Annotated in this window: 20 protein-coding genes; 4 read left to right on the top strand and 16 right to left on the bottom strand. The window is 69.3% G+C overall.

Features of this window, described 5'->3' with window-relative positions:
- The first annotated feature begins 1 nt into the window (after nucleotide 1).
- Nucleotides 2-2,896, top strand: a complete 2,895-nt coding sequence (locus tag F6A08_RS10290; protein ID WP_420846036.1) for an FAD-binding and (Fe-S)-binding domain-containing protein — start codon at nucleotides 2-4, stop codon at nucleotides 2,894-2,896.
- A gap of 72 nt (nucleotides 2,897-2,968) precedes the next feature.
- Here F6A08_RS10290 and F6A08_RS10285 read toward each other — a convergent pair whose 3' ends face one another.
- The 6 genes from F6A08_RS10285 to F6A08_RS10260 form a co-directional block, all read right to left on the bottom strand.
- Nucleotides 2,969-4,309, bottom strand: coding sequence for an alpha-L-fucosidase (locus tag F6A08_RS10285; RefSeq protein ID WP_151459390.1), 1,341 nt, complete (start codon nucleotides 4,307-4,309; stop codon nucleotides 2,969-2,971).
- A complete protein-coding gene (locus F6A08_RS10280; RefSeq protein ID WP_338100869.1) occupies nucleotides 4,306-5,850 on the bottom strand; it encodes a M81 family metallopeptidase in 1,545 nt (514 codons plus the stop codon). Before F6A08_RS10280 ends, F6A08_RS10285 begins: the two co-directional genes overlap by 4 nt.
- Before the next feature lie 80 nt (nucleotides 5,851-5,930).
- The gene (locus tag F6A08_RS10275; RefSeq protein ID WP_124895410.1) at nucleotides 5,931-6,899 is read right to left on the bottom strand and encodes an ROK family protein; all 969 of its coding nucleotides are present in this window, start codon (nucleotides 6,897-6,899) and stop codon (nucleotides 5,931-5,933) included.
- A gap of 2 nt (nucleotides 6,900-6,901) precedes the next feature.
- Nucleotides 6,902-7,810 carry a carbohydrate ABC transporter permease gene (locus F6A08_RS10270; protein ID WP_017204438.1) on the bottom strand — a complete coding sequence of 303 codons (909 nt, stop codon included), beginning with the start codon at nucleotides 7,808-7,810 and terminating at the stop codon, nucleotides 6,902-6,904.
- Nucleotides 7,800-8,705, bottom strand: a complete 906-nt coding sequence (locus tag F6A08_RS10265) for a carbohydrate ABC transporter permease (protein WP_017204437.1) — start codon at nucleotides 8,703-8,705, stop codon at nucleotides 7,800-7,802. Before F6A08_RS10265 ends, F6A08_RS10270 begins: the two co-directional genes overlap by 11 nt.
- A 51-nt stretch (nucleotides 8,706-8,756) precedes the next feature.
- On the bottom strand, nucleotides 8,757-10,013 hold the full coding sequence (locus F6A08_RS10260; RefSeq protein ID WP_225855806.1) for an ABC transporter substrate-binding protein: 1,257 nt from the start codon (nucleotides 10,011-10,013) through the stop codon (nucleotides 8,757-8,759).
- 200 nt (nucleotides 10,014-10,213) lie between these two features.
- Here F6A08_RS10260 and F6A08_RS10255 point away from each other — a divergent pair, with 200 nt between their 5' ends.
- Nucleotides 10,214-11,365 carry an ROK family transcriptional regulator gene (locus F6A08_RS10255; RefSeq protein ID WP_151459388.1) on the top strand — a complete coding sequence of 384 codons (1,152 nt, stop codon included), beginning with the start codon at nucleotides 10,214-10,216 and terminating at the stop codon, nucleotides 11,363-11,365.
- A gap of 19 nt (nucleotides 11,366-11,384) precedes the next feature.
- On the opposite strand, the gene F6A08_RS10250 is transcribed toward F6A08_RS10255, so the two are convergent.
- From F6A08_RS10250 to F6A08_RS10215, 8 genes are all read right to left on the bottom strand, one after another.
- Nucleotides 11,385-12,614, bottom strand: coding sequence for an alpha-L-fucosidase (locus F6A08_RS10250; RefSeq protein WP_420846042.1), 1,230 nt, complete (start codon nucleotides 12,612-12,614; stop codon nucleotides 11,385-11,387).
- A 137-nt stretch (nucleotides 12,615-12,751) separates the two neighbouring features.
- On the bottom strand, nucleotides 12,752-13,780 hold the full coding sequence (ilvC, locus tag F6A08_RS10245; RefSeq protein ID WP_017204433.1) for a ketol-acid reductoisomerase: 1,029 nt from the start codon (nucleotides 13,778-13,780) through the stop codon (nucleotides 12,752-12,754).
- 60 nt (nucleotides 13,781-13,840) lie between these two features.
- Nucleotides 13,841-14,350 carry an acetolactate synthase small subunit gene (gene ilvN / locus F6A08_RS10240; protein WP_017204432.1) on the bottom strand — a complete coding sequence of 170 codons (510 nt, stop codon included), beginning with the start codon at nucleotides 14,348-14,350 and terminating at the stop codon, nucleotides 13,841-13,843.
- A gap of 2 nt (nucleotides 14,351-14,352) precedes the next feature.
- Nucleotides 14,353-16,155 carry an acetolactate synthase large subunit gene (locus F6A08_RS10235; RefSeq protein WP_017204431.1) on the bottom strand — a complete coding sequence of 601 codons (1,803 nt, stop codon included), beginning with the start codon at nucleotides 16,153-16,155 and terminating at the stop codon, nucleotides 14,353-14,355.
- Between the two features lie 71 nt (nucleotides 16,156-16,226).
- A complete protein-coding gene (ilvD, locus tag F6A08_RS10230) occupies nucleotides 16,227-17,945 on the bottom strand; it encodes a dihydroxy-acid dehydratase (RefSeq protein WP_017204430.1) in 1,719 nt (572 codons plus the stop codon).
- Nucleotides 17,946-17,954: 9 nt separating this feature from the next.
- Nucleotides 17,955-18,752 carry a trehalose-phosphatase gene (gene otsB / locus F6A08_RS10225; protein WP_124895407.1) on the bottom strand — a complete coding sequence of 266 codons (798 nt, stop codon included), beginning with the start codon at nucleotides 18,750-18,752 and terminating at the stop codon, nucleotides 17,955-17,957.
- A gap of 51 nt (nucleotides 18,753-18,803) precedes the next feature.
- Nucleotides 18,804-20,210 (bottom strand): alpha,alpha-trehalose-phosphate synthase (UDP-forming), encoded by a 1,407-nt coding sequence (locus F6A08_RS10220; protein WP_124895406.1) that lies wholly within the window; start codon nucleotides 20,208-20,210, stop codon nucleotides 18,804-18,806.
- Between the two features lie 62 nt (nucleotides 20,211-20,272).
- The gene (locus F6A08_RS10215) at nucleotides 20,273-21,538 is read right to left on the bottom strand and encodes an MFS transporter (protein WP_151459386.1); all 1,266 of its coding nucleotides are present in this window, start codon (nucleotides 21,536-21,538) and stop codon (nucleotides 20,273-20,275) included.
- Between the two features lie 204 nt (nucleotides 21,539-21,742).
- Here F6A08_RS10215 and F6A08_RS10210 point away from each other — a divergent pair, with 204 nt between their 5' ends.
- Together F6A08_RS10210 and F6A08_RS10205 are read left to right on the top strand one after the other, a co-directional pair.
- Complete coding sequence (locus F6A08_RS10210) at nucleotides 21,743-22,948, top strand: aminotransferase-like domain-containing protein (RefSeq protein ID WP_225855805.1); 1,206 nt, start codon at nucleotides 21,743-21,745, stop codon at nucleotides 22,946-22,948.
- A gap of 9 nt (nucleotides 22,949-22,957) precedes the next feature.
- Nucleotides 22,958-23,257: a hypothetical protein gene (locus tag F6A08_RS10205; protein WP_017204425.1), complete on the top strand. Its 300-nt coding sequence runs from the start codon at nucleotides 22,958-22,960 to the stop codon at nucleotides 23,255-23,257.
- 21 nt (nucleotides 23,258-23,278) lie between these two features.
- Here the strand turns inward: F6A08_RS10205 and F6A08_RS10200 are convergent, their stop codons facing one another.
- Together F6A08_RS10200 and F6A08_RS10195 are read right to left on the bottom strand one after the other, a co-directional pair.
- The gene (locus F6A08_RS10200; RefSeq protein WP_151459385.1) at nucleotides 23,279-24,463 is read right to left on the bottom strand and encodes an acetyl-CoA C-acetyltransferase; all 1,185 of its coding nucleotides are present in this window, start codon (nucleotides 24,461-24,463) and stop codon (nucleotides 23,279-23,281) included.
- Nucleotides 24,456-25,124, bottom strand: a complete 669-nt coding sequence (locus tag F6A08_RS10195) for a CoA transferase subunit B (RefSeq protein ID WP_192576747.1) — start codon at nucleotides 25,122-25,124, stop codon at nucleotides 24,456-24,458. The genes F6A08_RS10200 and F6A08_RS10195 overlap by 8 nt, the downstream gene beginning before the upstream one ends.
- Between the last annotated feature and the right edge of the window lies 1 nt (nucleotide 25,125).

The following is a 25,125-nucleotide window of genomic DNA, read 5'->3' as shown; positions in this document are numbered from 1 at the left end:
AATGAAGGACCGCGGCTCGGTACACTTGTCTGACAATCTTTCGACGGAGCAGAGGAGCACCGTGCCGACCACACTCGCCGAACCGCTGGACCCCGCCCTGCTGGGCTCGACGACCCGGGTTCACTCGCGCTCCATCGACCGCTTCTCCCGCGCGCACGATGCCTCTCACTATCTGCTGATCCCCGATGCCGTCCTCTCCCCCGCCGACGTCGAGGGTGTGGCGCGTGCTTTCGGCGCCGTCCGTGCCGCCGGGCGCACGCTCACCTTCCGGTCCGGGGGCACCAGCCTCTCCGGTCAGAGCGTCAGCGGCGACATCCTGGTCGACACGCGCAGCGGCTTCCGTGACATCCGCGTCGAGGACGACGGGGCGACGGTTCGGGTCGGTCCCGGGGCCACCGTGCGCCAGGTCAACACCCGTCTCGCCCGTCACCGCCGCAAGCTCGGCCCGGATCCCGCGAGCGAGATCGCGTGCACGATCGGCGGCGTCGTCGCGAACAACTCCAGCGGCATGGCGTGCGGCATCACGGAGAACTCGTATCAGACCATCGAGTCGATGACGATCGTCCTCCCCAGCGGCACGGTCCTCGACACCGGGCGCCCCGACGCCGACGAGGTGCTGCGCGCGGCTGAGCCCGCGATCGCTGAGGGCCTGCTCGCCCTGCGCGCCCGTCTGCTCTCCTCTCCGGAGCACGTGGCCTTCCTCCGCCAGCAGTTCTCGATGAAGAACACCATGGGATACGGGCTGAACGCGCTGCTCGACTTCGAGGACCCCGTGCGCATCCTCGAGCACCTGATCATCGGCTCCGAGGGGACCCTCGCCTTCGTCGCGGAGGCCCGCTTCCGGACGATCGCGGTACGACCCGCCATCGCCACCGGCCTCCTGGTCTTCGAGACGCTGTCCGACGCGATGACGGCTCTCCCCGACCTGACACGACTCGGTCTGGCCACGATCGAACTCCTGGACGCGGCGTCGCTGCGCGTGGCACAGGGCCTCAGCGACGTGCCGGCGGCGATCGCCGAGATCGCCGTCGCCGGGCACGCCGCGCTCCTCGTCGAGGTCCACGCCGAGAGCGCCGAGGCCCTCGCGGACGCGAGCGCGTCCGCTCAGGCGCACTTCGAGGCGCTGCCGTTGGCGGTGCCTCCGCGTCTCACCACCGATGCGACGGAACGTGCCGCTCTCTGGCACGTCCGCAAGGGGCTCTACACCGCTGTCGCCGGCGCGCGTCCATCCGGCACGACCGCTCTGCTCGAGGACATCGTGGTCCCCGTTCCCCGGCTGCTGCACACCTGCGAACGGCTCATCGAGCTGTTCGCCGCGCACGGCTACGAGGGTTCCGTCATCTTCGGGCATGCGAAGGACGGCAACGTGCACTTCCTTCTGAACGAGCGCTTCGACGACGCCGACAGCGTCGCCCGCTACCGGCGCTTCACCGACGACCTCGTCGAGCTCGTACTGTCGCAGCAGGGCTCGCTGAAGGCGGAGCACGGCACGGGCCGCATCATGGCGCCGTTCGTCCGTCGCCAATACGGCGACGCCCTCACCGACATGATGTGGGAGATCAAGGCGCTGCTCGACCCCGACGGCATCCTCAATCCCGGCGTCGTGCTCTCCGACGACCCCGAGTCGTACCTCAAGGACCTCAAGCGGGTGCCGACGGTCGAGCACGAGGTCGACCGCTGCGTCGAGTGCGGCTACTGCGAGCCGACCTGTCCGAGCAAGAGCATCACGCTCACGCCTCGACAGCGCATCGTGATCCGGCGCGACATGGCGTGGGCCGAGGAGCAGGGCGACACCGATCTGCTGCGCGACCTGCAGAAGGACTACGACTACGACGGCGTCCAGACCTGCGCGGTGGACGGCATGTGCGGCGTCGCCTGTCCTGTCGACATCAACACGGGCGACCTCGTCCGCCGTCTCCGGGCCGAGCAGTCCAACGCGGTCGAGGGTGCCGTGTGGGGCACCGCCGCCAAGCACTGGGGTACTGTCACCCGCGCCGGCGGTGTCGCGCTCACCGTCGCGGACGCTCTCCCTGCACCCCTGGTCCGCGGGGTCACGCACCTCGGCCGCGCGGTTCTGGGCACCGACACCGTGCCGCTCTACGACCGCGGGCTCCCCGGCGGCGGATCGAAGCCGCCGCGCCCGGAGGCGCCGTCCGACGCGCAGGCCGTGTTCTTCGGCGCCTGCATCGGCACGATGTTCGGGGCCGAGGGCGAGGGCCAGGGATCGCGGGATGCCCTGCGCGAGCTGCTCGACCGCGCCGGGATCCCTGTCGTCATCCCGGAGGAGAACGGCGGCCTCTGCTGCGGCACGCCTTGGAAGTCGAAGGGACATCTCGACGGCTATGCGCTCATGGCCGACCGCGTGCTGGACTCGCTCTGGGAGGCCAGCAGGCACGGCGACCTTCCCGTGGTGTGCGACGCGGCCTCCTGCACCGAGGGTCTGGACGTGATGCTCGCGCAGGCCGTGGCGAAGAATCCGCGGTACACCGGGCTGCGGATCGAGGACGCGACCACCTTCGTGGCGCGCGAAGTGCTGCCGAGGCTGAGCGTTCCCGCGAAGCTGCCCACTGTCGCCGTGCATCCGACGTGCTCGACCACCGCGCTCGGAGCGACGGGAGCGCTGACCGCGATCGCCGAGGCCGTCGCCGACGACGTGTTCGTGCCCGACGGATGGGGCTGCTGCGCCTTCGCGGGCGACCGCGGCATGCTGCACCCGGAACTGACCGCCAGCGCCACCGCGCAGGAATCCGCGGAGATCGCCGCGGCCGACGTCGAACGCGGCGGTTTCGATGCCTTCGTGTCGGCGAACCGCACCTGCGAGATCGGCATGACGCGCGCGACCGGCCGACCGTACCGCCACGTGATCGAAGTGCTCGCCGAGCTCACGCGCCCCTGATCCTCGCGAGACGGCGTGGGCTCTCCCGGATGATCCAGGGAGAGCCCATGCCTCGTCGCGATCCGATCCGTCTCAGCCTGCGGACAGGACCGCGACAGCCTCGCCGCGCAGCCGCTCGGGGATCACCACGACCGCACGATCGCCGTCGGCCCTCTCCACCACGCTGCCGTCCGCCCACCGCAGGTCGGACTGCACGAGTTCGTCCGGGAGGTCGAGCGTGCCGACTGTCGGGTCGAGAGCGTGCACGTGCACGGTTTCTCCGGTGGTCGTGTAGCGCCGCGGGGCACCGGTGCGCTCCCCCATCCGGATCCACGGGCGGGTGCCGTAGATCGCCGCGCCGTTGGTCTGCAGCCACGCGCCGAGCTCTCGCATCGCGCGACGCTGCAGTTCCGGGATGGAGCCGTCTGCGGCCGGTCCGACGTTGATCAGCAGGTTGCCGTTCTTCGCCACGACGTCGACGAGCAGGCGGATCAGGGCCGCCCCCGAGAGCGAATGCCGTTCGTCCTCGGCCTGGTTGAAGCCGAAGGAGTAGCCGAGGCCGCGGGTCGACTCCCACGGCTCCGGGATGATCTCCGGGATGTCCGTGTACTCGCGGGTGAGGAAGCCGTGGTACGGAACGCCCCAGCGGTCGTTGACGACGCCGTCGGGTACGGCGTCAAAGTACCGCTCCAGGAGCGCGGCGACCGCGTACTCGTCCCGCCCCTTGCCGCCGTCGGGCCACTCGATGTCGTTCCAGAGCACGTCCGGGGAGAAGCGCGCCACGAGCTCGTCCAACTGCGCGGCCGAGTAGCGCGCGAAGTGCTCATCGTTGCGGCGGTACCGGAAGAGGTCCGTGTCGGACTCGATGGGCGGGAAGTCGCTCACGTGCCAGTCGAGCGCCCCGGAGTAGTAGACGCCGAACTTGGCGCCCGCTCGACGCGTCGCGTCGTGGAACTCGGCGATCAGGTCGCGGCGCGGACCCCGTGCGGCCGTGTTGAAGCCGGTCGTGGCGGTGTCCCACAGGCAGAAGCCCTCGTGGTGCTTCGTCGTCGGCACGATGTACTTCGCCCCCGCTCCGACGAGCTCACCCACGAACGTATCCGCATCGAAGGCGGAAGCATCCCACAGATCCGCCAGGTCCTCGTACGAGGTCCCCGGGCCGTACTGTCGCTGGTGCCGCTCCCACGTCGGGCTGCCGGCGATGCGCACGGTGTTGCCGTACCACTCCGCATACTGGTGCCAGGCGTAGGCGTCTTCGGTGGGGATGTTCACTCCTTCCCCGTGCTGCACCGCCCACGCCGGCACCGAGTACAGGCCCCAGTGCACGAAGAAGCCGAGCTTCGCGTCGCGGTACCACTCGGGCACGCCCTGCGTCGGATACACGGGGGCGTTCGCCCCGAGATCGGGGCCGGTGCGCTTCTCGAAGTTCATCATGCGTTCTGCTCCTCGGCGGCTCCGCGGCGGACGACCACCGCTGTCAGGTCGGGGCGCCCATCCGGGTCGAAGGGATAGACGCCGGGCTGGAGGCGGTGATGCCCGAGCCGCAGCAGGTCCTGATCGACGCCGCCGGGTGTCAGGGCGAGGGTCCAGCCCTCGGCGAGTTCGTACAGCTCGGGCTCGAGGTAGCCGATCTTCACCACGACGATGTCGGCGGTGGTGGGTTCGAGGCCCAGCATCCGGAAGTCCGAGAGGTGGTGGAACGGCTTGCGGCGCTCGGTGATGATGGCGTGCAGTCCGCCCACCGCGATCACGACCTGGGTGCCGGCGTCGGCGTCTCCGTCCGTGATCGAGAACACGGTGCCCGTGATGCGCACGGGGCCGCTCGGCCCCGCATCCACCCGGGCCCCCGCATCGAGCGTCACCGGGGAGCCGACACCCGCCGCCACGGCGTGCGCGACGGCTTCCCTGTCGAACACCGAGGCCACGAGGGTCGTCCGACTGCCGTCGGTGAGCTCCGGACGCGCGAGCAGATGCGCGAGCGTCCACGTCACATCGCCGGCGCCGCCCGCGGTCGGGTTGTCTCCCGAGTCGGAGATCAGATACGGATGGGGAGCGCCGGGGGCGAGGGCTCGCTCGAGCGCCTCATCGAGTGAGCCGGTCTCGGCCACGAAGACGAAGTCCTCGCGGGCGTCCCAGAACATGCGGGCGACACGCTCCGCTTCGCGGGCGATCAGCTTCTCGTCGTCACCGGTCACGACCACGTACGCCTGGCACCGCGGCTCGTCCGCCCATGCATAGCCGATCCAGACCGAGGCGTCGACGACACCGGGGAGCGCCTCGATCTCGGGAAGCTGCGCGTAGATGCTGCGCGCGGGCTCCAGCCGGGTGCTGGTCTTCTCGCCCGGCAGCAGCACCGGAACCGGCACCCACGCCGTGTACGGCCGGCGGCGCAGGGGGTCGCTGCCGTGCGGCCCCCGCAGGCGGGCGAGCAGGTTCCACACCGCCCGCTCCTTCGTGTTCAACCAGTCCTCATGCGGCGCCATCCGGTAGCACGTGAGCAGGTCGACGGCATCGCGCAGCACTTCCGAGACGTTGCCGTGCAGGTCCATCGAGGTCGACACGAGCGTGTCGGGACCGAGCGCCGCGCGTACCGCTAGCGCGAGATCGCCTTCGGCGTCGTCCATGCCGACCACGCTCATCGCACCGTGGATGTCGAAGAAGAACCCGTCGAAGGGGCCCTGCTCGCGGATACCGGCGACGATCGCATCCTTCATCCGCCGATACGTCTCGGGAGCCACGGCGCCGCCGGGCAGCGAACGACCGTGCGTCAGCGGCACCCATTCGGCCGCCGCAGCCAGTTCTCGCCCGCGGTCCAGGAACGGGTAGTAGCTCCGCAGCGTCTCTCCCGTGCGCACGGTGAACGCCTCGTCGCCGGAGATGTGCGGGGAGAACGTGCTCGACTCGATGGAGATCCCGGCGATGCCGATCCGGGGCTTCGGGAGTCCCCCGTCGGCGACGGGCGGAAGGGCGCCCATCCAGATCTCGTGGGCTTCGGGACGTGCGGTCACGGGGTGCGCTCCTTGTCGGTGCCGGATTCGTCGGAAGAGGTTCGGACTCAGTGTGCGCCCGCCGGCACGAGCGCACGGCGAGCGGTCTCGATCGCGCCGAGCGCGACCGCGTCGGAGCCGAGGACCGCGGGGATGATGCGCAGCGGGATGCCGGACACCGGGGAGTCGGTCCGCAGGGTGAGGGCGATCGCGGGCTCCAGGAGGTCCCAGGCGGCGGCGACGCCTCCCCCGACGATCGCGCAGGGCAGGTCCAGGATCGTCGCCGCGCTCGCGCAGGCGAGCGCGACGGCCCGACCGGCTGCGTCGAACACGGCGACCGCATCGGCGTCACCGTCGCGAGCGCGATCCGCGACCGCGCGGGCGTCGAGCAGAGCACCGCCCGTCCGCTCCTGATAGCGCAGCGAGATCGACGTGCCGGACGCCAGCGTCTCCAGGTGCCCGGTCTGGCCGCACGTGCACACCAGGTCGCTGTAGCCGGGGGTGTGGCCGATCTCCCCCGCGGCGCCGTGCGGTCCGTGGTGGAGCTCGCCGTCGATGAGGAGGGCGCCGCCGACGCCGGTGCCGAGCATGACGCCGAGCACATCGACCTCGACGCGACCCTCGGCGGCCGCCTCGCCGAGCAGGAAGGCGTTCACGTCGTTCTCGACCCGCACCGGCACGCCGAGTCGAACCTCCAGCTCGTCCGCGAGCGGGAACCCTGCCCAGCCGACGAAAGTCGCGGAGGCGGCCCGGATCGTGCCGGTGTCGTGGTCGATGACACCGGCCGCGCCGACCCCTGCCGCCGCGATGTCCGCACCGGCCTCCGCCGCGAGCCTTCGGGCGAGATGGGCGGCGGCATCCGCCATCGCTCCTCCCCCGGCGGCCGCCGGCGCGGGCACGCTTCCCCTGGCGAGGACCGTTCCGTCGCCGCTGACGAGGAGGGCGGCGATCTTCGTGCCTCCGATGTCGATGCCCACCAGAGCGGCGCCGCTGGTGCTGTCGCCGGGCATGGTGATCCCCTGCTCCTGACCGATCATGTTCAGCGCCCGCCCAGTCCGGCCATCGCGATGCCCTTGACGAGGTGCTTCTGCAGCACGATCACGAGAATCGTCGTCGGCACCATCGAGATGATCGCGGCGGCCATCTGCAGATCCCAGCGCGTGCCGGTGAGCCCGGCGAAGCTCGCCAGGCCCACGGGCAGCGTGCCGTGGGCGTTGTAGTCGACCGTCACGATGAGCGGCCACAGGTAGCTGTTCCAGAAGGACAGGAACGTGAAGACCGCGAGCACCGCGACCGCCGACTTCGACAACGGCAGGATGATCTGCAGGAACGACCGCACGGGGCCCGCGCCGTCCACGCGGGCGGCTTCCTCCAGCTCGTACGGGATACCGCGGAAGAACTGACGCATCAGGAACGTCCCGAAGGCCCCGAAGGCGAACGGGAGCACCAGCGCCTGGTACGTGTCGACCCAGTTGAACCACTGCATGACCTGGAACATCGGGATGACGAGCACCTCCGCCGGCACCATGAGGGTCGCGAGGAACAGCACGAAGACGGCGTCCCTCCCCTTCCAGCGCAGGCGTCCGAACGCGTATCCCGCGGTCGTGGAGACGATCAGCACGACGAGGGTGCCGAGGATGGCGACGATGAACGAGTTCGCGATGTAGGTCACGAACGGGCCGTAGGCGAACACGTCGACGAAGTTGCTCCACCGCAGCTCCGAGCCGACCAGAGTCGGAGGCATCGAGAACATCTCGGAGTTGGGCTTGAGAGCCGAGAAGAACGCGTAGACCAGGGGCGAGATGAAGATCAGGGCCGCGACGTAGATCGCGACGTGCGCCAGGATCAGACGGGCGCGGGCGGCGGGCGTGGTCGCGGCTCCGCGTGCGCGCTCGCGATCGGTCCGGGTCCGACGACCCGTGGGGCGGATGAGGGTCTCAGTGCTCATAGTGCACCCACTTCTTCTGCGCGGCGAACTGGAGACCCGTGATGGCGATGATGATCGCGAAGAGGATCCACGCGGCCGCGGCAGCCAGGCCGAGGTCTCCGAAGGTGAAGCCCTGCTCCCAGATGTACATGACGAGTGGCTTCGTCGCGTTGCCGGGGCCGCCGCCGGTGAGCATCTGCGGCTGGACGAACACCTGCAGGGAGGTGATCATGGTCATGATCGTTGCGAAGAAGATCGACGGCGAGATCATCGGGATGATGATGCTCCACACCCGCCGGAGCCCTTGGGCGCCGTCGATGCTCGCGGCCTCCAGCACGCTCTCGGGCAGCTGCTCGAGAGCGGCGGAGAAGATCAGCATGTTGTAGCCGAGTCCCTGCCAGACGCTCATCACGACGACCATGATCATCGCCCAGGACGGATCGGCGAGGAAGTTGGGCAGCTCGATGCCGAACCAGCTCACGGACAGGCCGTTGAAGAGTCCCTGCGGCTGCAGCATCATCTTCCAGACCAGCACGTTGGCGACCATCGGCGTCACGACAGGGATGAAGAACAGCACCCGCAGCGCGCCGCGGCCGCGGATCCGCGAGTTGAGGCCGAGGGCGAGCACGAGCGAGAGAGCGACGCTCAGCGGCACGTACAGCAGGGTGTACACCGCCGAGTTGCGCAGCGCCGGCCAGAAGTCGGGGCTGCTGGTGAACAGCTTGACGTAGTTGTCCACGCCGTTGAAGGTCCGCTCGCCGAAGGTCGGCCAGTCGAAGACGCTCATCACGATGGACAGCCCGACGGGCACGATCGTGAACAGGGCGAGCCCGATCAGGGCTGGGCTTGCGAATCCCAGCGCCTGACCGGCCTCCACCTTGGCGAGCGATCGTCGACGTCTCGTCGTGATCGTCATCTCAGTTTCTTTCTCTGTTACTGCACTGCTGCTGCGGTGGCCGGAGCCGGGTCACTCGCCGAACTGCGCCTGCGCGTTCGACAGCAGCTCTTCCATCGTCATCTGCCCGTTGTAGACGCTGACGAGGTTGGGCTGGATGTAGCTGTCGAGCTTCTGCCAGTTCTTCGTCATGTAGAGCGGGACGGTGTCGCCGAACGCTGCCTCGAAGACGGACTGCACCTGGTCGCGGTACTGCTCGTCGATGGACTCGAAGTACAGCGGCTGCGACGAGATGCGCGCCGGGTACGACCGACCGGACGAGGCGATGTAGTCCTGCGCGTCCTCACCGAGCAGCGATCCCATGACCTTGAGCGCGGCCTCCGGGTTCTTGCAGTTGGCGGAGATGCCGTAGCCGGAGCCGAGGATCGGACCGGGGTTGCCGTCCACGCCGGCGGGCAGCGGCACCATGCCGGCGGCGAATCCGGACTCGTTGTTCAGGTAGCTGACCGCGTTCCAGGTTCCGTCGACAGCCATCGCCGCGTTGGCGCCGGTGTACTGGTTCTCGCCCCAGCCGGTGTCGGAGGCCGAAGCCACGGGAGCGGCGACCTTCTTCTCGGTGACCAGTCCGGCGTACCAGGAGGCCGCGTCGACGAAGTCCTCATCGTCGATGTGCAGCGTTCCGTCCTCGGAGGCCGGCTGGGTCGCGGAGTACGCGATCGGCATCGACATCCACTGGTACCCGCCCATGCCCATGCCGAAGCCGTACTTGCCGTCCTTCGTGGCGTCGGCGGCGATGGCGTCGAAGTCGTCGAACGTCCAGCCGATCTCCGGGGTCGCCGCACCGGCCGCGGTCAGCAGGTCCTGGTTGTAGTACACGAGCATCGTCGCGACGTCGAACGGGACGCCGTAGACCTTGCCCTCGAAGCTCAGGATGCCGTCGGCGCTCGGGTTGAACTCATCCCAGTCGATGCCGGCCGTCTTGAGGTCGTCCTCGCTGAGCTCGCGGAAACCGCCCGTGTACCCGCCCAACTGGGCGCCGCTCATCCCGGTGACGCAGGCCATGTTGCCGCTGGCCATGTTCGTGGTCAGCTTCGTGAAGAAGTCGCTCCACGGCGACGTCTGGAGCTTGATGGTGATGTCGGGGTTCTGCTCCTGCGCGAACGCGACCTGGGCCTCGAGGGCGTCCACGTCCGACTCGCTGCCGGCCCACATGTCGACGACGATGGTGTCGCCGTCGGCGGACCCGCCGCTGTTGCTGCTCGCGCAGCCGGTCATCGCGACTGCGACGCCGGTGACGGCGACCACAGCCCCTACACGCAACTTCTTCATTGAATGCCTCCTGGAAGGGAACTGGTTATTTCGAGAGCCGAAGCAACCTAGTAGGATTTCGTATGAAGTTACCGTTTCATAGTTCGCAACGGGCCGCAAGCTGAACATCCGATGTTTATCGGACCTTGATAATTCGTAACTCCCGGGAAACATGACCATCCCCCGCTACGCTGACGATGCTCCGACAGGAAAGTGCTCCCATGACGAACACCGCTGACACCACCGTCGACGATCCCCATACGCGGCGGATCCTCGACCTCGTCGCGCGCGGCGAGGCGCAGTCCCGTTCGGAGCTCGCCTCCCGGCTCGGCGTGGCGGCATCGACGGTCGGGCTCCGGGTGCAGTCCCTGCTCGACGCCGGCGTCCTCCGAGAAGCAGGAGACGGCACATCCCGAGGCGGTCGGCGGCCGCGGGTGCTGCGGATAGCCGCGGACGGCTTCGTCCTCACGGCCGACCTCGGCGGCGGCCATGCCCGCATCGGCCGACACTCCCTCAGCGGCACGCTGCTGGGCAGCGAGTCGATCTCCGTCGACGTGACCGAGGGCCCTGAGGCGACCCTCGACCGTCTCGCCGACGTCTTCGACCGCCTCGGCACCGGGGGCAGGGTCCATGCGATCGGCATCAGCCTCCCCGGCCCCGTCGACATCGCCACGGGGTCCGTCGACCAGCCCTCACGAATGCCCGGATGGCCCGGATTCCGCGTCGGCGAGCACCTCTCCGCGCGCTACGGCGTCCCCGTCGCGGTCGACAACGACGCCAATCTCGCCGCGCTCGGCGAGCACCGCGAACGCTTCGGACACACCGGCCACAGCATCACCGTCAAGGCGGGGACGGCGATCGGCAGCGGCATCATCGTCGACGGACACGTCCACCGCGGCGCGACGTCCGCAGCCGGAGACATCACCCACACCCGCATCGACGGCAGCGGCGACATCCCCTGCTCCTGCGGCAACACGGGGTGTCTCGAGACGGTCGCGAGCGGGGCGAGCCTCGTCCGGCAGATGCGCGAGCGCGGCAACCAGAGCGTGCGGGCGACCACCGACGTGCTCGCCCTCGCGCGCGACGCGGATCCCCTCGCGACCACCCTCGTCCGGACCGCCGGGACCCACCTCGGACAGGCACTGTCCGGCGTCGTGAACTTCTTCAACCCGCACGCCGTGTTCCTCACCGGCAGCATGAGCGCGTCGGAGCCGTTCATCGCGGCCGTCCGCAGCCGCGTCTACGAGGCGTGCCACCCGCTCGCGACCCAGCGGCTGCGCATCGAATCGGCGGCCACGGGAGCCGACGCGATCCTCTTCGGGGCGGCTCGACTCGCCCTGGAGGGCATGGAGATCCCGGTGGCGACGGCCTGAGCCGCCGCCACCGCCGGCGTCACTCCCTGGTGAGCGTCAGCTCGATCACGGGGACGAGCACGTCCGGACGCCGCACCGGGAGGTGCACGGTCAAGGTGCCCTCCGCCTCCCCCGCCGGCGTCATCAGATCGGCTTCGCGATCCGGATCAGACACGCTCGTGCGCAGCCACGATCCGTCATTCAGCAGCCGGGCGTACGACACCCTGTCGGCGAGTCCCGGAAGGTGCACGAATCCCATCGGCCAGCTGAACAGGCTCAGGTAGAGGCGGTCGCCGCGCCGCGTGTACACGCCTTCCCGCGGAGGGGCGAACGGCGCATGCCCCGCCCCGACCACGGCGTCGCGGTGCAGGCGCATCCATTCGCCGATCTCCGCGAGCGTGCCCGCATCACGGGGCGCGATCGCACCGCGCCCGTCCGGCCCGATGTTCAGCAGCATGTTGCCGTCCATGGAGACCGAGTCGACGAGCATCTGGACGAGGAGCGTGGACGACTTCTGGTCCGTGTTGTCGCGGTCGTAGCCCCAGGAGCCGTTCAGCGTCTGGCAGGCCTCCCACGTCAGCGGCGCACCGTCCCTGGTGAGGGGCGACGTCGGCTGATACTGCTCCGGCGTGACGAAGTCGGCGGGGATCCCCAGCCGATCGTTCACCAGCATGGCGGGCTGCAGTTCGCGGCACAGCGCGAGGAGCGCCGTCGCATCCCAGTCCTCGGGTCCCTTGCCCGCCCAGCCGTCCTTCTCCTCCGGATAGGTGAAGTCGAAGAACAGGTAGTCGATCTCGCCGTACTGGGTGAGCAGCTCCCGCACCTGGCCGTGCAGGTAGTCGCGGTAGCGCGACATGTCGCGGCCCTCGTTGAGCGCCTGCGCGTTCTCGTCGTCGCGACGTGGGTGGTTCCAGTCGATCGTGAAGTCCGGGTGATGCCAGTCGATCACCGAGTGGTAGAGCCCGACCTTGAGCCCTTCCGCGCGGAGAGCGTCCACGTACTCGCGCACGAGGTCGCGCCCGACGTTGGACACGGAGGTGAAGTCGGTCAGCTTCGAGTCCCACAGGCAGAAGCCCTCGTGGTGCTTCGTCGTGAGCACGACGTAGCCCATCCCGGTCTCCTTCGCCGTGCGCGCGAGAGCGGCGGCGTCGAAGAGATCGGGGTCGAAGTGCTCGAAGTACGGCCGGTAGTCCTCGTCGGTGAGGCGCTCGTAGTTCTGCACCCATTCGTGCCGGGCAGCGCCGCTGTAGAGCCCGAAGTGGACGAACATGCCGAACCGAGCCCGGTCAAACCATTCCTGTCGCATGCGTCCATCCTGGCATAGACATCGGATGTCTGCGGAGGAATTCGAGCGGAGAACGCCGAACGGGCGCCCCCGAAGGGACGCCCGTTCGTTCGAGGATCGAATCAGCGCGCGGCGCTGCCGTCGACGTAGTCCTCGTCCTGCTGCTTCCAGGCGAAGAGCGAACGCAGCTCCTTGCCGGTGACCTCGATCGGGTGCTGCTCCTCCTTGGCGCGCAGCGCGAGGAACTCCTCGGCCCCGTTGTCCTGGTCGTCGATGAAGCGCTTGGCGAAGGCGCCGGACTGGATGTCGGCGAGCACGCCCTTCATGCTCTCCTTGACGCGCTCGTCGATGACGCGCGGGCCCGAGACGTAGTCGCCGAACTCGGCGGTGTCGGAGATCGACCAGCGCTGCTTGGCGATGCCGCCCTCCCACATCAGGTCCACGATGAGCTTGAGCTCGTGCAGCACCTCGAAGTACGCGATCTGCGGCTGGTAGCCCGCCTCGGTCAGCGTCTCGAAACCGGCCTGGACGAGGTGGCTGACGCCACCGCAGAGCACGGCCTGCTCGCCGAACAGATCGGTCTCGGTCTCCTCGGTGAAGGTCGTCTTGATGACGCCGGCCCGGGTGCCGCCGATCGCCTTCGCGTAGGACAGCGCCAGGTCCCAGGCCTTGCCCGAGGCGTCGCGCTCGACGGCGATGATGTCCGGGATGCCGCGACCGGCGACGAACTCGCGACGGACCGTGTGACCGGGAGCCTTGGGGGCGACCAGGATCACGTCGACGCCCTCAGGAGCGTCGATGTAGCCGAAGCGGATGTTGAAGCCGTGCGCGAACGCGAGCGTCTTGCCTGCCGTGAGGTTCGGCGCGATGGACTCGCTGTAGATGGTGCGCTGGTGCTGGTCCGGCGCGAGGATCATGATGACATCGGCCCACTCGGTGGCCTCGGCGACGGTCTTGACCGGGAAGCCGGCCTCCTCGGCCTTGGCGGCCGACTTGGAGCCCTCCTTGAGGGCGATCGCGACCTCGACACCCGAGTCGCGCAGGTTCTGCGCGTGGGCGTGGCCCTGCGAGCCGTAGCCGACGATCGCGACCTTCTTGCTCTGGATCAGGGACAGGTCCGCGTCGGCGTCGTAGAAGATCTCGGTGCTCACGATGTGTTTCTCCTTGGTTGTGGTTGTTCGGGACACCTGGTCCCTGAGCTATTCGAAGGGTCAGCCGCGCAGGACGCGTTCGGTGATGCTCTTGCCGCCGCGACCGATCGCGAGAAGACCCGACTGCGCGATCTCCTTGATCCCGAACGGCTCGAGCGCCCGCAGCATCGCGTCGACCTTGCCTTTGTCTCCCGTGACCTCGATGACCAGGGCGTCGGCGGCATAGTCCACGACGGAAGCGCGGAAGAGGTTCACGACCTCGATCACGTTCGAGCGGGTGGCGTTGTCGGTGCGGACCTTCACGAGCATGTGCTCGCGCTGCACCGACGTGGCGAAGTCGAGCTCGACGATCTTGATCACGTTGATCAGCTTGTTGAGCTGCTTCGTCACCTGCTCGAGCGGGAGCTCGTCGACGTCCACGACGACGGTGATGCGCGAGATGCCGGGCACCTCGGTCACGCCGACGGCGAGGGAGTCGATGTTGAAGCCGCGGCGGGCGAACAGGCCGGCGACGCGGGTGAGGAGGCCGGGGGTGTTCTCCACCAGCAGGCTCAGCACGTGGGTCGACATGGTCAGTCCTCCTCGTCGAATGCGGGCGCGTGGTCGCGGGCGTACTGGACGTAGCTGTTGCTCACGCCCTGCGGCACCATCGGCCACACCATGGAGTCGGCGCTCACGACGAAGTCGATCACCACGGGGCGGTCGTTCGTCTCGAGTGCGAGCTTGATGGCGGCGTCGACCTCGTCCTCCTTCTCCACGCGGATCGCGAGGCAGCCGTAGGCTTCGGCCAGCTTCACGAAGTCGGGGATGCGGATCGTGCCGTGGCCCGTGTTCAGGTCGGTGTTCGAGTGGCGGCCGTCGTAGAACAGCGTCTGCCACTGGCGCACCATGCCCAGCGAGGAGTTGTTGATGATCGCGACCTTGATCGGGATGTTGTTGATCGTGCAGGTCGCGAGCTCCTGATTGGTCATCTGGAAGCAGCCGTCGCCGTCGATCGCCCAGACCGGACGATCCGGCTCGGCGACCTTGGCGCCCATGGCTGCGGGCACCGAGTACCCCATGGTGCCGGCGCCGCCCGAGTTCAGCCAGGCGTTCGGACGCTCGTACTTGATGAACTGCGCCGCCCACATCTGATGCTGCCCGACACCCGAGGCGAAGATGCCCTCGGGTCCGGTGAGCTCGCCGATGCGCTGGATCACGTACTGCGGGGCCAGCAGGCCGTCGGTGGTCGGGGCGTATCCGAGCGGGAACTCGGTGCGCAGCCCGTCGAGGTACGACCACCACTCGTCGATGTCGGGCTTTCCCCCGGCGGTCGCTCCGCGGAATGCCGCGTCGAGGTCGATGAGCACATCGCGCACGTCGCCGACGATCGGGACGTCCGCCGTCCGGATCTTGGAGATCTCGGCCGGGTCGATGTCGACGTGCACGACCTTCGCGTTCGGCGCGAAGAGCGCGGCCTTGCCGGTCACCCGATCGTCGAAGCGAGCACCGAGGGAGACCAGGAGGTCGGCCTCCTGCAGCGCGAGCACGGCGGGAACCGTACCGTGCATTCCCGGCATGCCGAGGTGCTGCGGGTGCGAGTCGGGGAAGGCACCGCGCGCCATGAGAGTCGTCACCACGGGCGCGCCGGTCGACTCCGCCAGCTCGAGGAGCTCGGCCGCAGCGCGACCGCGGATCACCCCGCCGCCGACGTACAGCACCGGCTTCTTGGCTTCGGCGAGCAGCGCTGCCGCAGCCTGGATCTGCTTGCCGTGGGCCTTCGTCACCGGGCGGTATCCGGGCAGGTCGATCTTGGGCGGCCACACGAACGGCGCGGTCGCCTGCTGCGCGTCCTTCGTGATGTCCACGAGCACGGGCCCGGGACGACCGGTGCCGGCGATCTCGTAGGCGGCCGCGATCGCGCCGGGGATGTCCGCGGCGTCCTTCACCAGGAAGGAGTGCTTAGTGATCGGCATCGTGATGCCCACGATGTCGGCCTCCTGGAACGCGTCCGTCCCCATCAGGGTGGAGAAGACCTGGCCGGTGATCGCCAGCAGCGGCACCGAGTCCATGTAGGCGTCCGCGATCGCCGTGACGAGGTTGGTCGCGCCGGGGCCGGACGTCGCGATGCAGACGCCGACCTTGCCGGAAGCGGAGGCGTAGCCCTCTGCCGCGTGACCGGCACCCTGCTCGTGTCGCACCAGGATGTGGCGCAGCTCGGAGGCGTCCATGAGCGGGTCGTACACCGGGAGGATCGCGCCGCCGGGAAGACCGAAGACGTCGGTGACCCCGAGGAGCTCCAGTGAGCGGACGACGGCCTCGGCACCCGTGATCTCCGGGGCAGAGGGTTGACGGGCGGGCGGCCTCGGCACGGCCGAGACGGAGTCAGCAGTCATGACTTTCCTTCTGATGAACGGTGCAGGAAGGCGGAGGCCCGAGGAGACGGGATCCTGAGCCTGTCGATGGATCAGCCTGTGGTCGCTCCCTCGGCGGCGGACCGCACGAGGCGCGAGTACTTGGCGAGAACGCCTCGGGTGTAGCGCGGGGGAAGCGGCTCCCAGCCAGAGCGGCGGGAGGCGAGCTCTGCGTCGTCGACGAGTAGGTCGAGAGAGCGAGCTGCGATATCGACCCGTATCAGATCACCATCGCGCACGAAGGCGATAGGACCTGCGTCCACCGCTTCGGGTGCTATGTGGCCGATGCACAGGCCGGTTGTGCCGCCTGAGAATCGTCCGTCCGTCAAGAGTAGTACATCTTTTCCGAGCCCCGCGCCCTTGATGGCCGCGGTGATCGCCAGCATCTCGCGCATACCCGGTCCGCCCTTGGGTCCTTCGTAGCGGATGACGATGACGGTGCCGGGCTCGATCGTGCCCTCGGCCACGGCGTCCATCGCGGCGCGCTCCCGCTCGAAGACGCGGGCGGGTCCCTCGAACACCGCCGCATCGAAGCCAGCGGTCTTCACGACGGCGCCCTCGGGAGCGAGCGAGCCGTGCAGGATCGTCAGGCCGCCGGTGGCGTGGATCGGGTTGTCGAACGTGTGGATGACCTCGCCGTCGATGGGCTGCGGGTCGAGCTCGGCGAGGTTCTCGGCGAGGGTCTTGCCGGTGACGGTGAGCGCGTCGCCGTGCAGCAGGCCTTCGTCGAGCATGGCCTTCATGATGACGGGGATGCCGCCGTGACGGTCGACGTCGTTCATGACGTACTTGCCGAAGGGCTTCATGTCCGCCACGTGCGGGACCTTGTCGCCGATGCGGTTGAAGTCGTGGAGGTTCAGCTCGACCTCGGCCTCGCGCGCGATGGCGAGCAGGTGGAGGACGACGTTCGTGGAGCCGCCGAGCGCCATCGCCAGCGCGATCGCGTTCTCGAACGCCTCCGGGGTGAGGATGTCGCGCGTCGTGATGCCCTGGCGCAGGAGGTTCACCACGGCCTCGCCCGAGCGGTGGGCGAAGTAGTCGCGGCGACGGTCGGCCGCGGGCGGAGCAGCTGAGCCGGGAAGGCTCAGGCCGAGCGCCTCCGCGACCGAGGCCATCGTGTTGGCCGTGTACATGCCGCCGCACGCGCCCTCACCGGGAGCGATAGCGCACTCGATGCGCTTGAGGTCCTCTTCGCTCATGAGCCCGGCACGGCAGGCGCCGACCGCCTCGAACGAGTCGATGATCGTGACGTCCTTCTCGGTGCCGTCGGAGAGCTTGACCCAGCCGGGTGCGATCGATCCGGCGTAGAGGAACACGCTCGACAGGTCGAGGCGCGCGCTGGCCATGAGCATGCCGGGGATGGACTTGTCGCAGCCGGCGAGCAGCACCGAGCCGTCGAGGCGCTCCGCCATCATCACGGTCTCGACCGAGTCGGCGATGACCTCACGCGAGACCAGCGAGAAGTGCATCCCCTCGTGGCCCATCGAGATGCCGTCCGAGACGGAGATCGTGCCGAACTGCAGCGGGTAGCCGCCCCCCGAGTGCACGCCCTCCTTCGCACCCTGCGCGAGCCGATCCAGGCTCAGGTTGCAGGGCGTGATCTCGTTCCAGCTGGAGGCGATGCCGATCTGGGGCTTGTCCCAGTCCGCGTCTCCCATGCCGACGGCACGCAGCATGCCTCGGGAGGTCGTGGCCTCGATGCCGTCGGTGACGACGCGGCTGCGGGGCTTGATGTCGATGGGCGCGCTGGAGGAGGGATCATGCGAGGACATGACGAGAGTCTATTCCTGCGCGGCGGCCCGTTCGTCCGCCAGCGTCTCCAGAAGCGCGGCGATCTGTTGTGGAGAGTCCACACGCAGTGCGGCAGCGCTCTCCCCCGGTCCCACACGGACCCCCAGGTCTCCGGGGCCGAGCACGCGCATCGCATCCTCATCCGTGACGTCGTCGCCCGCGAACAGGATGCCCGTCGCCGCGAAGCGCTCTCGGAGCGTCGTCATCGCGGCGTCCTTGCCCTCGGCACGCGAGGAGAACTCGAGCACGCGGTGCCCCGCTCGCCGACGCCAGTGCGGGAAGCGCTCGGCGACGAGGGCGTCGATCTCGGCGAACACCTGCTGCTCGGTCTCGCGGTCGGCACGACGCGTGTGCACGCCCATCCCGAAGGTCTTGGGCTCGAACTCCGCACCCTCGTAGCGGGCGATGATGGGCTGAGCCGCTGCCCACAGCTCCTCGCGCGCTCCATCCTCGGTGGCCTCGCCCGGCGCATCGGCAGCGCCCGCGCCGGGGAACCAGTACTGCGCGCCGTGAGACCCGGCCAGAGCGATCGCGGAGTCGTCGTCGTGCTCGGTGATCACGCGGAGGTCGTGCATGCTGCGCCCGGAGACGTAGGCGACCACCGTGTCCGGCAGGGCGGCGAGGCGCGCGACCTGGGCTGCGACCTCCGGAAGCGCGCGCGCCGCCATCGGATCGGCGACCAGCGGGGAGGCCGTGCCGTCGAAGTCGAGGGCCACGACGAGCCGGGGCGTCGCCGCCAGGGCGCTCAGCTCGGCGTCGGGTGTTCCGGGAATCCAGGCGCGCGTCACGGGTGCTCCAATCACAGAGGGGATGATCCCAGTATCGCGGAGACGCGTGCGTCAGCGACGGCGCACGTCGGCCAGGGCCGCGAGGAACGACGACGACCAGGCGTTGACGTCGTTGTCGAGGACGCGGCGTCGCAGCGAGCGCATGCGCCTGGCCTGCTCCGCCGGCGGCATCTCGATCGCCGTCATGATCGCGTCCTTCAGGCCGGCGATGTCATGCGGGTTCACCCGAACCGCCTGACGCAGTTCATCCGCTGCGCCCGTGAACTCGCTGAGCACCAGCACTCCCCTGTTGTCGGCGCGGGTCGCGATGTACTCCTTGGCGACGAGGTTCATCCCGTCGCGCAACGCCGTGACCAGCATCACGTCGGCCGCCAGATAGAGCGCGACCATCTCCTCGCGCGGGTACCCCTGGTGGAGGTAGCGGATGGCCGAGTGCCCCACGGTGTCGTGGTCGCCGTTGATGCGGCTCACGGCCAGCTCGATCTCGTCGCGCAGGTGAGCGTACGCGTCGACGCGCTCCCGGCTCGGGCTCGCGACCTGGATGAGGGTGACGTCCTCGGGGTCGAGCCGGCCGTCCTCGAGGAGCTCGCCGTACGCCTTGATCCGGTGCCCGATGCCCTTGGTGTAGTCGAGGCGGTCGACGCCGAGCAAAATGCGCTTCGGGTTGCCGAGGCTGGCGCGGATCTCGGCGGCACGCGCCTGCACGTCCTCCCGCGCCGCGAGCTCCAGGTAGGGCTCGGTGTCGATGGAGATCGGGAACGCCCTGGCGAGCGCGGTACGGGTGGTGTCGCCCTCGGGGACCGCGATGTTCGAGCCCTTGACCTCGTAGCGCAGTCGACGGCGCACAGCCGTGAGGAAGTACGTGGCATCCTGCGCGCGCTGGAAGCCGATGACATCGGCACCCAGGAGTCCACGGAGCACCTGGTCCCGCCAGGGTAGCTGGGCGTAGAGGCCGTGCGCGGGGAACGGGATGTGGTGGAAGTATCCGATCGTGACGTCGGGGCGCAGGTCACGGACCATCTGCGGGACGAGCTGCAGCTGATAGTCGTGCACCCAAACCGTGCCGTTCTCGGCGACGGCCGCGGCAGCGGCTTCCGCGAACCGCTGGTTCACGATCACGTACGCTTCCCACCACTCGCGGTGGTACTGCGGAGGGGCGATGACGTCGTGGTACAGCGGCCAGATCGTGTCGTTCGCGAAGCCCTCGTAGTAGTCGGCGACCTCCTCCGCGCTGAGCGGCACGGGAATGAGGTGGATCCCATCGGCGTCGAACGGCTCGAGCTCCACGTCGGCCTGCCCCGGCCAGCCGACCCAGGCCCCGTGCACACTGCGCATCATGGGCTCGAGCGCGGCGACCAGGCCGCCGGGTGAAGTGCGCCAGATCTCCTCGCCGTCGGGCCCCTCCACCCGGTCGACAGGCAGCCGGTTTGCGACGACGACGAAATCTGCAGCGGTCACGTATGACTCCTCACGGTTGATTCCAACCTACCCAGGTTCCGCGATCGGCGCCGGAGTGCGGGTCATCCCTTGACAGACGCCTGACGAGGGTGCTCTCGACTCAGGAACCAGTTCGCGACACCGGCCGCGAACGCGATGGCGGCGGCGACCATCGGCAGCACCAGAGCCGCCGACGTGCCGACGCTCTCGGCGATCTCGCCCGCCACGGCCGCGCCGAGGGACTGCCCCACGACGACACCGGATCCGAGCATCGTCATGACGGTGGCCGAGCGTCCGCGCGGACTGCGCGCGGCACCGAAGCTGTACTGCGTGACGAGGGTCGGGCCGATGCCGATCCCCATGATCCCAAGGGCCACCATCATGGTCGCCGGGGAGTCCACGAAACCGAGCAGGAGCGTCCCGGCGAGCAGGATCCCGGAGAAGACGAGCCAGCGCGCGCGGAGCGAGAACGCCGCGGGCAGCCAGGCGACGCCCAGGGCGAGCGCGGCGGAGCCCACCCCCATCACGCCGTAGAGGAGTCCGGCCTGCTCTGCAGCGCCGCGGTCGGCCATGAAGGACGTGAGCGAGGTCAGCATGGTGCCGAAGAAGATGCCGACGCCGAGAATGCCGAGGACCACGATGAGCAGCTGCGGACGGAACAGGTCCGATACCGCTGAGGGCGCCCTTCCCGCGGCGTCGCGGTCCGCGGAGACATGGCGCCCGCTGGGGTGCAACGCGAACGCACCGACGAAGAGCACGGTGAGGGCGGCTGCTCCCACCAGCGGGGCCCAGGGAGCGATCGCCGATGCCAGGATCCCGACCAGGAACGGCCCGAACACGAAGACCGTCTCGTCCGCCGCCGACTCGTACGCCATCGTGCCCGACACGGTCCTGGCGCGGCGGGATTCCGGCATCCGCTCGCCGATGATCGTCACGAGCCGCGAACGCGAGAGCGGAGCGACCTGCGGTGCGGTGGCGCCGATGCCGACGGCGGCCAGGAGGACGAAGCCGTCGGGAGCCGTGCCGTAGACCACCAGCGTGAACAGCAGCAGCATCGCCCCGTTCGCGAGCGCGAGGACGACCAGCACGGCGCGTTGCCCGAAGCGGTCGGCCGCCGCGCCGAGGAGGGGGCCGAAACAGGCCGTGCCGAGGCCGACGGCCGCCGAGGTGAGCCCGCCCAGGGAGAGGGAGCCGCGCGCCGCGACCACGACGGTCAGGACGCCGACGACCATCATGGCGAACGGCAGCCGTGCGATGAAGGCGATCAGGAAGTACGGGAAGCCTGCGATGCGGAGAAGGCTCGGCTCGTGGAGCTGCTCCTCCGAGGCATGTGTCGATACGTGTGTCATGGCTCTCGCGCGTCGGAGACGCGGTGTCGGGTGCCGCCGCTGTCCGTCGGAGCGCCGACGGCCGGTAGATACACGGTTGTGCGGCCGCGGACATGCCGCGACGGCATCCATGATACCGGGCGTGCTCGGGTGACTGCCGTGAGCACGCGAGGACTAGTCTGGCGACACCTGTCAGGCTCTGCGCCCAGCTCGAGGAGAGATCCATTGCCGAACGTCCCCCAGGTCAGCGCCGCCCGCACCGCCCTTCCACTGCGCTCGCGGAGGGTCGGCGAGACCAGGACATCGCCGGTGCGCGACCTGCTCGCCCTCACCGAACGGCCGGAGGTGATCTCGTTCGCGGGCGGTCTTCCGGCGCCGGAGCTGTTCGATCTCGAGGGCATCCGTGCCGCGTTCGACGCGGTGCTCACCTCCCCCGCCGTGCTGCAGTACTCCACGTCGGAGGGCAACCCGGTGCTGCGCGAGGAGGTGGCCCGTCGATACAGCGCCGACGGACTCCCGACGGCCGCCGCCGACGTGCTCATCACCACCGGTTCCCAGCAGGGCCTCGGGCTGCTCGCGACGGCGCTCGTCGACCCTGGCGACACGGTGCTGGTCGAGGAGCCCTGCTACCTCGCTGCGTTGCAGACGTTCGCGCTGGCGGGCGCCCGCGTCATCGGTGTGCCGTATGCGGAGGACGAGCTCCAACTGGACGAGCTGGACCGCCTCGCCGCCGCGCACGCCCCGAAGTTCTTCTACACGGTGCCGACCTTCCAGAACCCCACCGGCCGCACACACGGACTCGAGGCGCGACGCCGGATCGCCGAGATCGCCGAGCGCCGCGGATTCCGCGTCATCGAGGACGAGCCGTACCGTCAGCTGCGCTACTCGGGCGAGGCGCTTCCCTCGTTGGCGGCGTCAGCGCCGGACCACGTGATCAGCCTGGGCAGCTTCTCCAAGGTGATCGCGCCCGGTCTGCGCATCGGCTGGATCCGGATGAGCGCGGACGTGCGTCCGTCCGTGACGATCGCCAAGCAGGCCGCTGACCTGCACACCTCGACGATCGATCAGGCGGCGGCGGCACACTATCTGCTCTCCGGCCGCGGCGAACCGGCCCTCGCACGCATCCGGGAGGCTTACAGGGAGCGCCGCGATGCCATGCTCGCGGCTCTGCCCGCGGCTCTCCCGCAGGACAGCACCTGGAATCGGCCGGAGGGCGGGATGTTCGTCTGGGCGCGGCTCCCGCAGGGAATGGACGCCTCCGCAGCCCTCGGCCGGGCGCTCCGACACGACGTCGCGTTCGTCCCCGGCGCGTCCTTCTTCTCCGGGACCCCCGATGTGCGCACCCTCCGCCTCTCGTTCACGACATACTCCCCTGCCAGGATCGAGGAGGGCTTGTCAAGGCTCGGTGCGAGCTGGGGTGCGGGCGGGTAGCGTAAGGACATGCGCTACCTCTTCAGCACCGGACTCGTCGCTGCGATCTCCGCAGGAATCTCGCTGTTGCGCGGCACCCGCGAGCAGCCCATCACCTGGCGCGCCGTGCTGTCCTGGGTGAGCTGGGGCATCACGATGGCCCTGGCCGTCGGCGCCGTGATCGACATGAACCGCGAGCGACGCGGCGTGCTGGTCGACGCCGACTCGCCCCAGTCGGTCAAGAAGGCGAAGAAGGCGCAGCGCCTGCAGTTCCGCTCGCAGAAGGCCCTGGCCGACACGCAGGACCACGCCAAGGACGAGCGCTCCTGAGCGGGGCGGCGAACCGCGCGCTCACCGGGTGAGGATGAGCGCTTCGCCCTGACCGCCGCCGCCGCACAGTCCCACGGCAGCCGTCCCACTCCCGCGGCGGACCAGTTCGTGGGCGATGTGCACGACGAGGCGATTGCCGGACGCCCCGATGGGGTGACCGATCGCGATGCCGCCGCCGTGGATGTTCACGATCTCGTCGTCCAGTCCGAGCTCGACCTCCGAGCGCGCGACGACCGCGCCGAACGCCTCGTTGATCTCCACGAGGTCCAGGTCCGACGGCGAGATGCCCTGCTTCTCGCAGGCCCGTTGGATAGCCCGCGCCGGCTGCGCCTGCAGCGAGTTGTCCGGACCGGCGGTCTGCCCGCTCGCACCGACCGTGACGAGCACCGGCCACCCGTTCGCCTCGGCGATGCCGCGCGTCGTGACGACCACGGCCGACGCGCCGTCCGAGATCTGGGAGGAGTTTCCCGCCGTGATGGAGCCGCCCTCGGCGAAGGCGGGGCGCAGTCCCGCGAGCGTCTCGACCGTGGTCTCGGGACGGACGCCCTCGTCCTTCGTCACACGCACGGGTTCGCCCCGGCGCTGCGGGACGTCGACGGCGACGATCTCGGCGTCGAACACCCCGGCCTCCTGCGCCGCGGCGGCGCGCTGGTGCGACAGCGCGGCCACGCGGTCCTGGGCCTCGCGGGTGAGCTCGTAGCGGGCGTTGTGACGTTCGGTCGATGCCCCCATGCTCTCCCTGTCGTAGGCGTCGGTGAGACCGTCGTAGGCCATGTGGTCGAGCACCTCGACGCTGCCGTACGTCCACCCCTCGCGAGAGCCCATCAGCAGGTGCGGTGCGCGGGTCATGGACTCCATGCCCGCCGCGACCACGACCTCGGCGTCACCGGTGCGGATCATCCGGGCCGCGTCGATGATCGCCGTCAGACCGGACAGGCACACCTTGTTCACGGAGTGGGCGGGGACATCCCAGCCGATACCTGCTCCGATCGCGGCCTGTCGCGCGGCGTTCTGCCCTGAGCCCGCGGCGAGCACCTGCCCCACGATCACCGCATCGATCGTCTCGGGGTCGATGGCGGCCTGCTCCAGCGCACCGCGGATCGCGAAGGACCCGAGTTGCGGCGCGGTGAAGGCGGCGAGCTGTCCTTTCAGCCGTCCCTGCGGGGTGCGGGCAGCGGCGACGATGACGACATCGTTCTCAGTCATGGTCCTTGGTCCTTCCGGTGAGCAGTTCGGGGGCCACGGTGAGCGGCGGTTCCGTGGCGGCGATGACGTCCTCGACGGCGACGCCGGGGGCCGTCTCGACGAGGATGAGTCCGGCTTCCGTGACGTCGATCACGGCCAGATCGGTGATGATGCGATCGACGACTCCGCGTCCGGTCAGCGGGAGCGTGCACGAATCCACGATCTTCGCGGATCCGTCCTTCGCCACGTGCTCCATGAGCACGATCACCCGCCCGGCACCGTGCACGAGGTCCATGGCGCCGCCGGGGCCCTTCACCATCTTGCCGGGGATCATCCAGTTCGCGAGATCGCCGGACGAGGAGACCTGCATCGCGCCGAGGATCGCCGCGTCGATCTTCCCTCCGCGGATCATCCCGAAGCTGGTCGCGGAGTCGAAGAAGGCGGCTCCCGGCAAGGTCGTCACCGTCTCCTTGCCCGCATTGATGAGGTCCGGGTCGACGGCGTCCTCCGTGGGATACGGCCCGACCCCGAGGATGCCGTTCTCGGACTGCAGCACCACCGTGACGTCCGGCGGCACGTGGTTCGGTACCAGCGTGGGAAGGCCGATGCCGAGATTGACGTAGGCGCCGTCCTCGAGCTCCGCCGCCGCGCGGGCGGCCATCTGGTCGCGCGTGAGCGCCATC

This window comes from Microbacterium algeriense, assembly GCF_008868005.1.
Classification (GTDB): Bacteria; Actinomycetota; Actinomycetes; order Actinomycetales; family Microbacteriaceae; genus Microbacterium; species Microbacterium algeriense.
This window is presented reverse-complemented; position numbering and strand designations above follow the sequence as displayed.

Coding starts and splice junctions, on each gene's coding strand:
- F6A08_RS10235 (WP_017204431.1), bottom strand. CDS start 16,155: ATGACTGCTGACTCCGTCTCGGCCGTGCCGAGGCCGCCCGCCCGTCAA.
- F6A08_RS10255 (WP_151459388.1), top strand. CDS start 10,214: ATGACGAACACCGCTGACACCACCGTCGACGATCCCCATACGCGGCGG.
- ilvD (WP_017204430.1), bottom strand. CDS start 17,945: ATGTCCTCGCATGATCCCTCCTCCAGCGCGCCCATCGACATCAAGCCC.
- F6A08_RS10250 (WP_420846042.1), bottom strand. CDS start 12,614: ATGTTCGTCCACTTCGGGCTCTACAGCGGCGCTGCCCGGCACGAATGG.
- F6A08_RS10270 (WP_017204438.1), bottom strand. CDS start 7,810: ATGAGCACTGAGACCCTCATCCGCCCCACGGGTCGTCGGACCCGGACC.
- F6A08_RS10290 (WP_420846036.1), top strand. CDS start 2: ATGAAGGACCGCGGCTCGGTACACTTGTCTGACAATCTTTCGACGGAG.
- F6A08_RS10280 (WP_338100869.1), bottom strand. CDS start 5,850: ATGGGCGCCCTTCCGCCCGTCGCCGACGGGGGACTCCCGAAGCCCCGG.
- F6A08_RS10260 (WP_225855806.1), bottom strand. CDS start 10,013: ATGAAGAAGTTGCGTGTAGGGGCTGTGGTCGCCGTCACCGGCGTCGCA.
- F6A08_RS10285 (WP_151459390.1), bottom strand. CDS start 4,309: ATGATGAACTTCGAGAAGCGCACCGGCCCCGATCTCGGGGCGAACGCC.
- F6A08_RS10195 (WP_192576747.1), bottom strand. CDS start 25,124: ATGGCGCTCACGCGCGACCAGATGGCCGCCCGCGCGGCGGCGGAGCTC.
- F6A08_RS10265 (WP_017204437.1), bottom strand. CDS start 8,705: ATGACGATCACGACGAGACGTCGACGATCGCTCGCCAAGGTGGAGGCC.
- ilvN (WP_017204432.1), bottom strand. CDS start 14,350: ATGTCGACCCACGTGCTGAGCCTGCTGGTGGAGAACACCCCCGGCCTC.
- F6A08_RS10200 (WP_151459385.1), bottom strand. CDS start 24,463: ATGACTGAGAACGATGTCGTCATCGTCGCCGCTGCCCGCACCCCGCAG.
- F6A08_RS10205 (WP_017204425.1), top strand. CDS start 22,958: ATGCGCTACCTCTTCAGCACCGGACTCGTCGCTGCGATCTCCGCAGGA.
- F6A08_RS10215 (WP_151459386.1), bottom strand. CDS start 21,538: ATGACACACGTATCGACACATGCCTCGGAGGAGCAGCTCCACGAGCCG.
- F6A08_RS10275 (WP_124895410.1), bottom strand. CDS start 6,899: ATGATCGGTCAGGAGCAGGGGATCACCATGCCCGGCGACAGCACCAGC.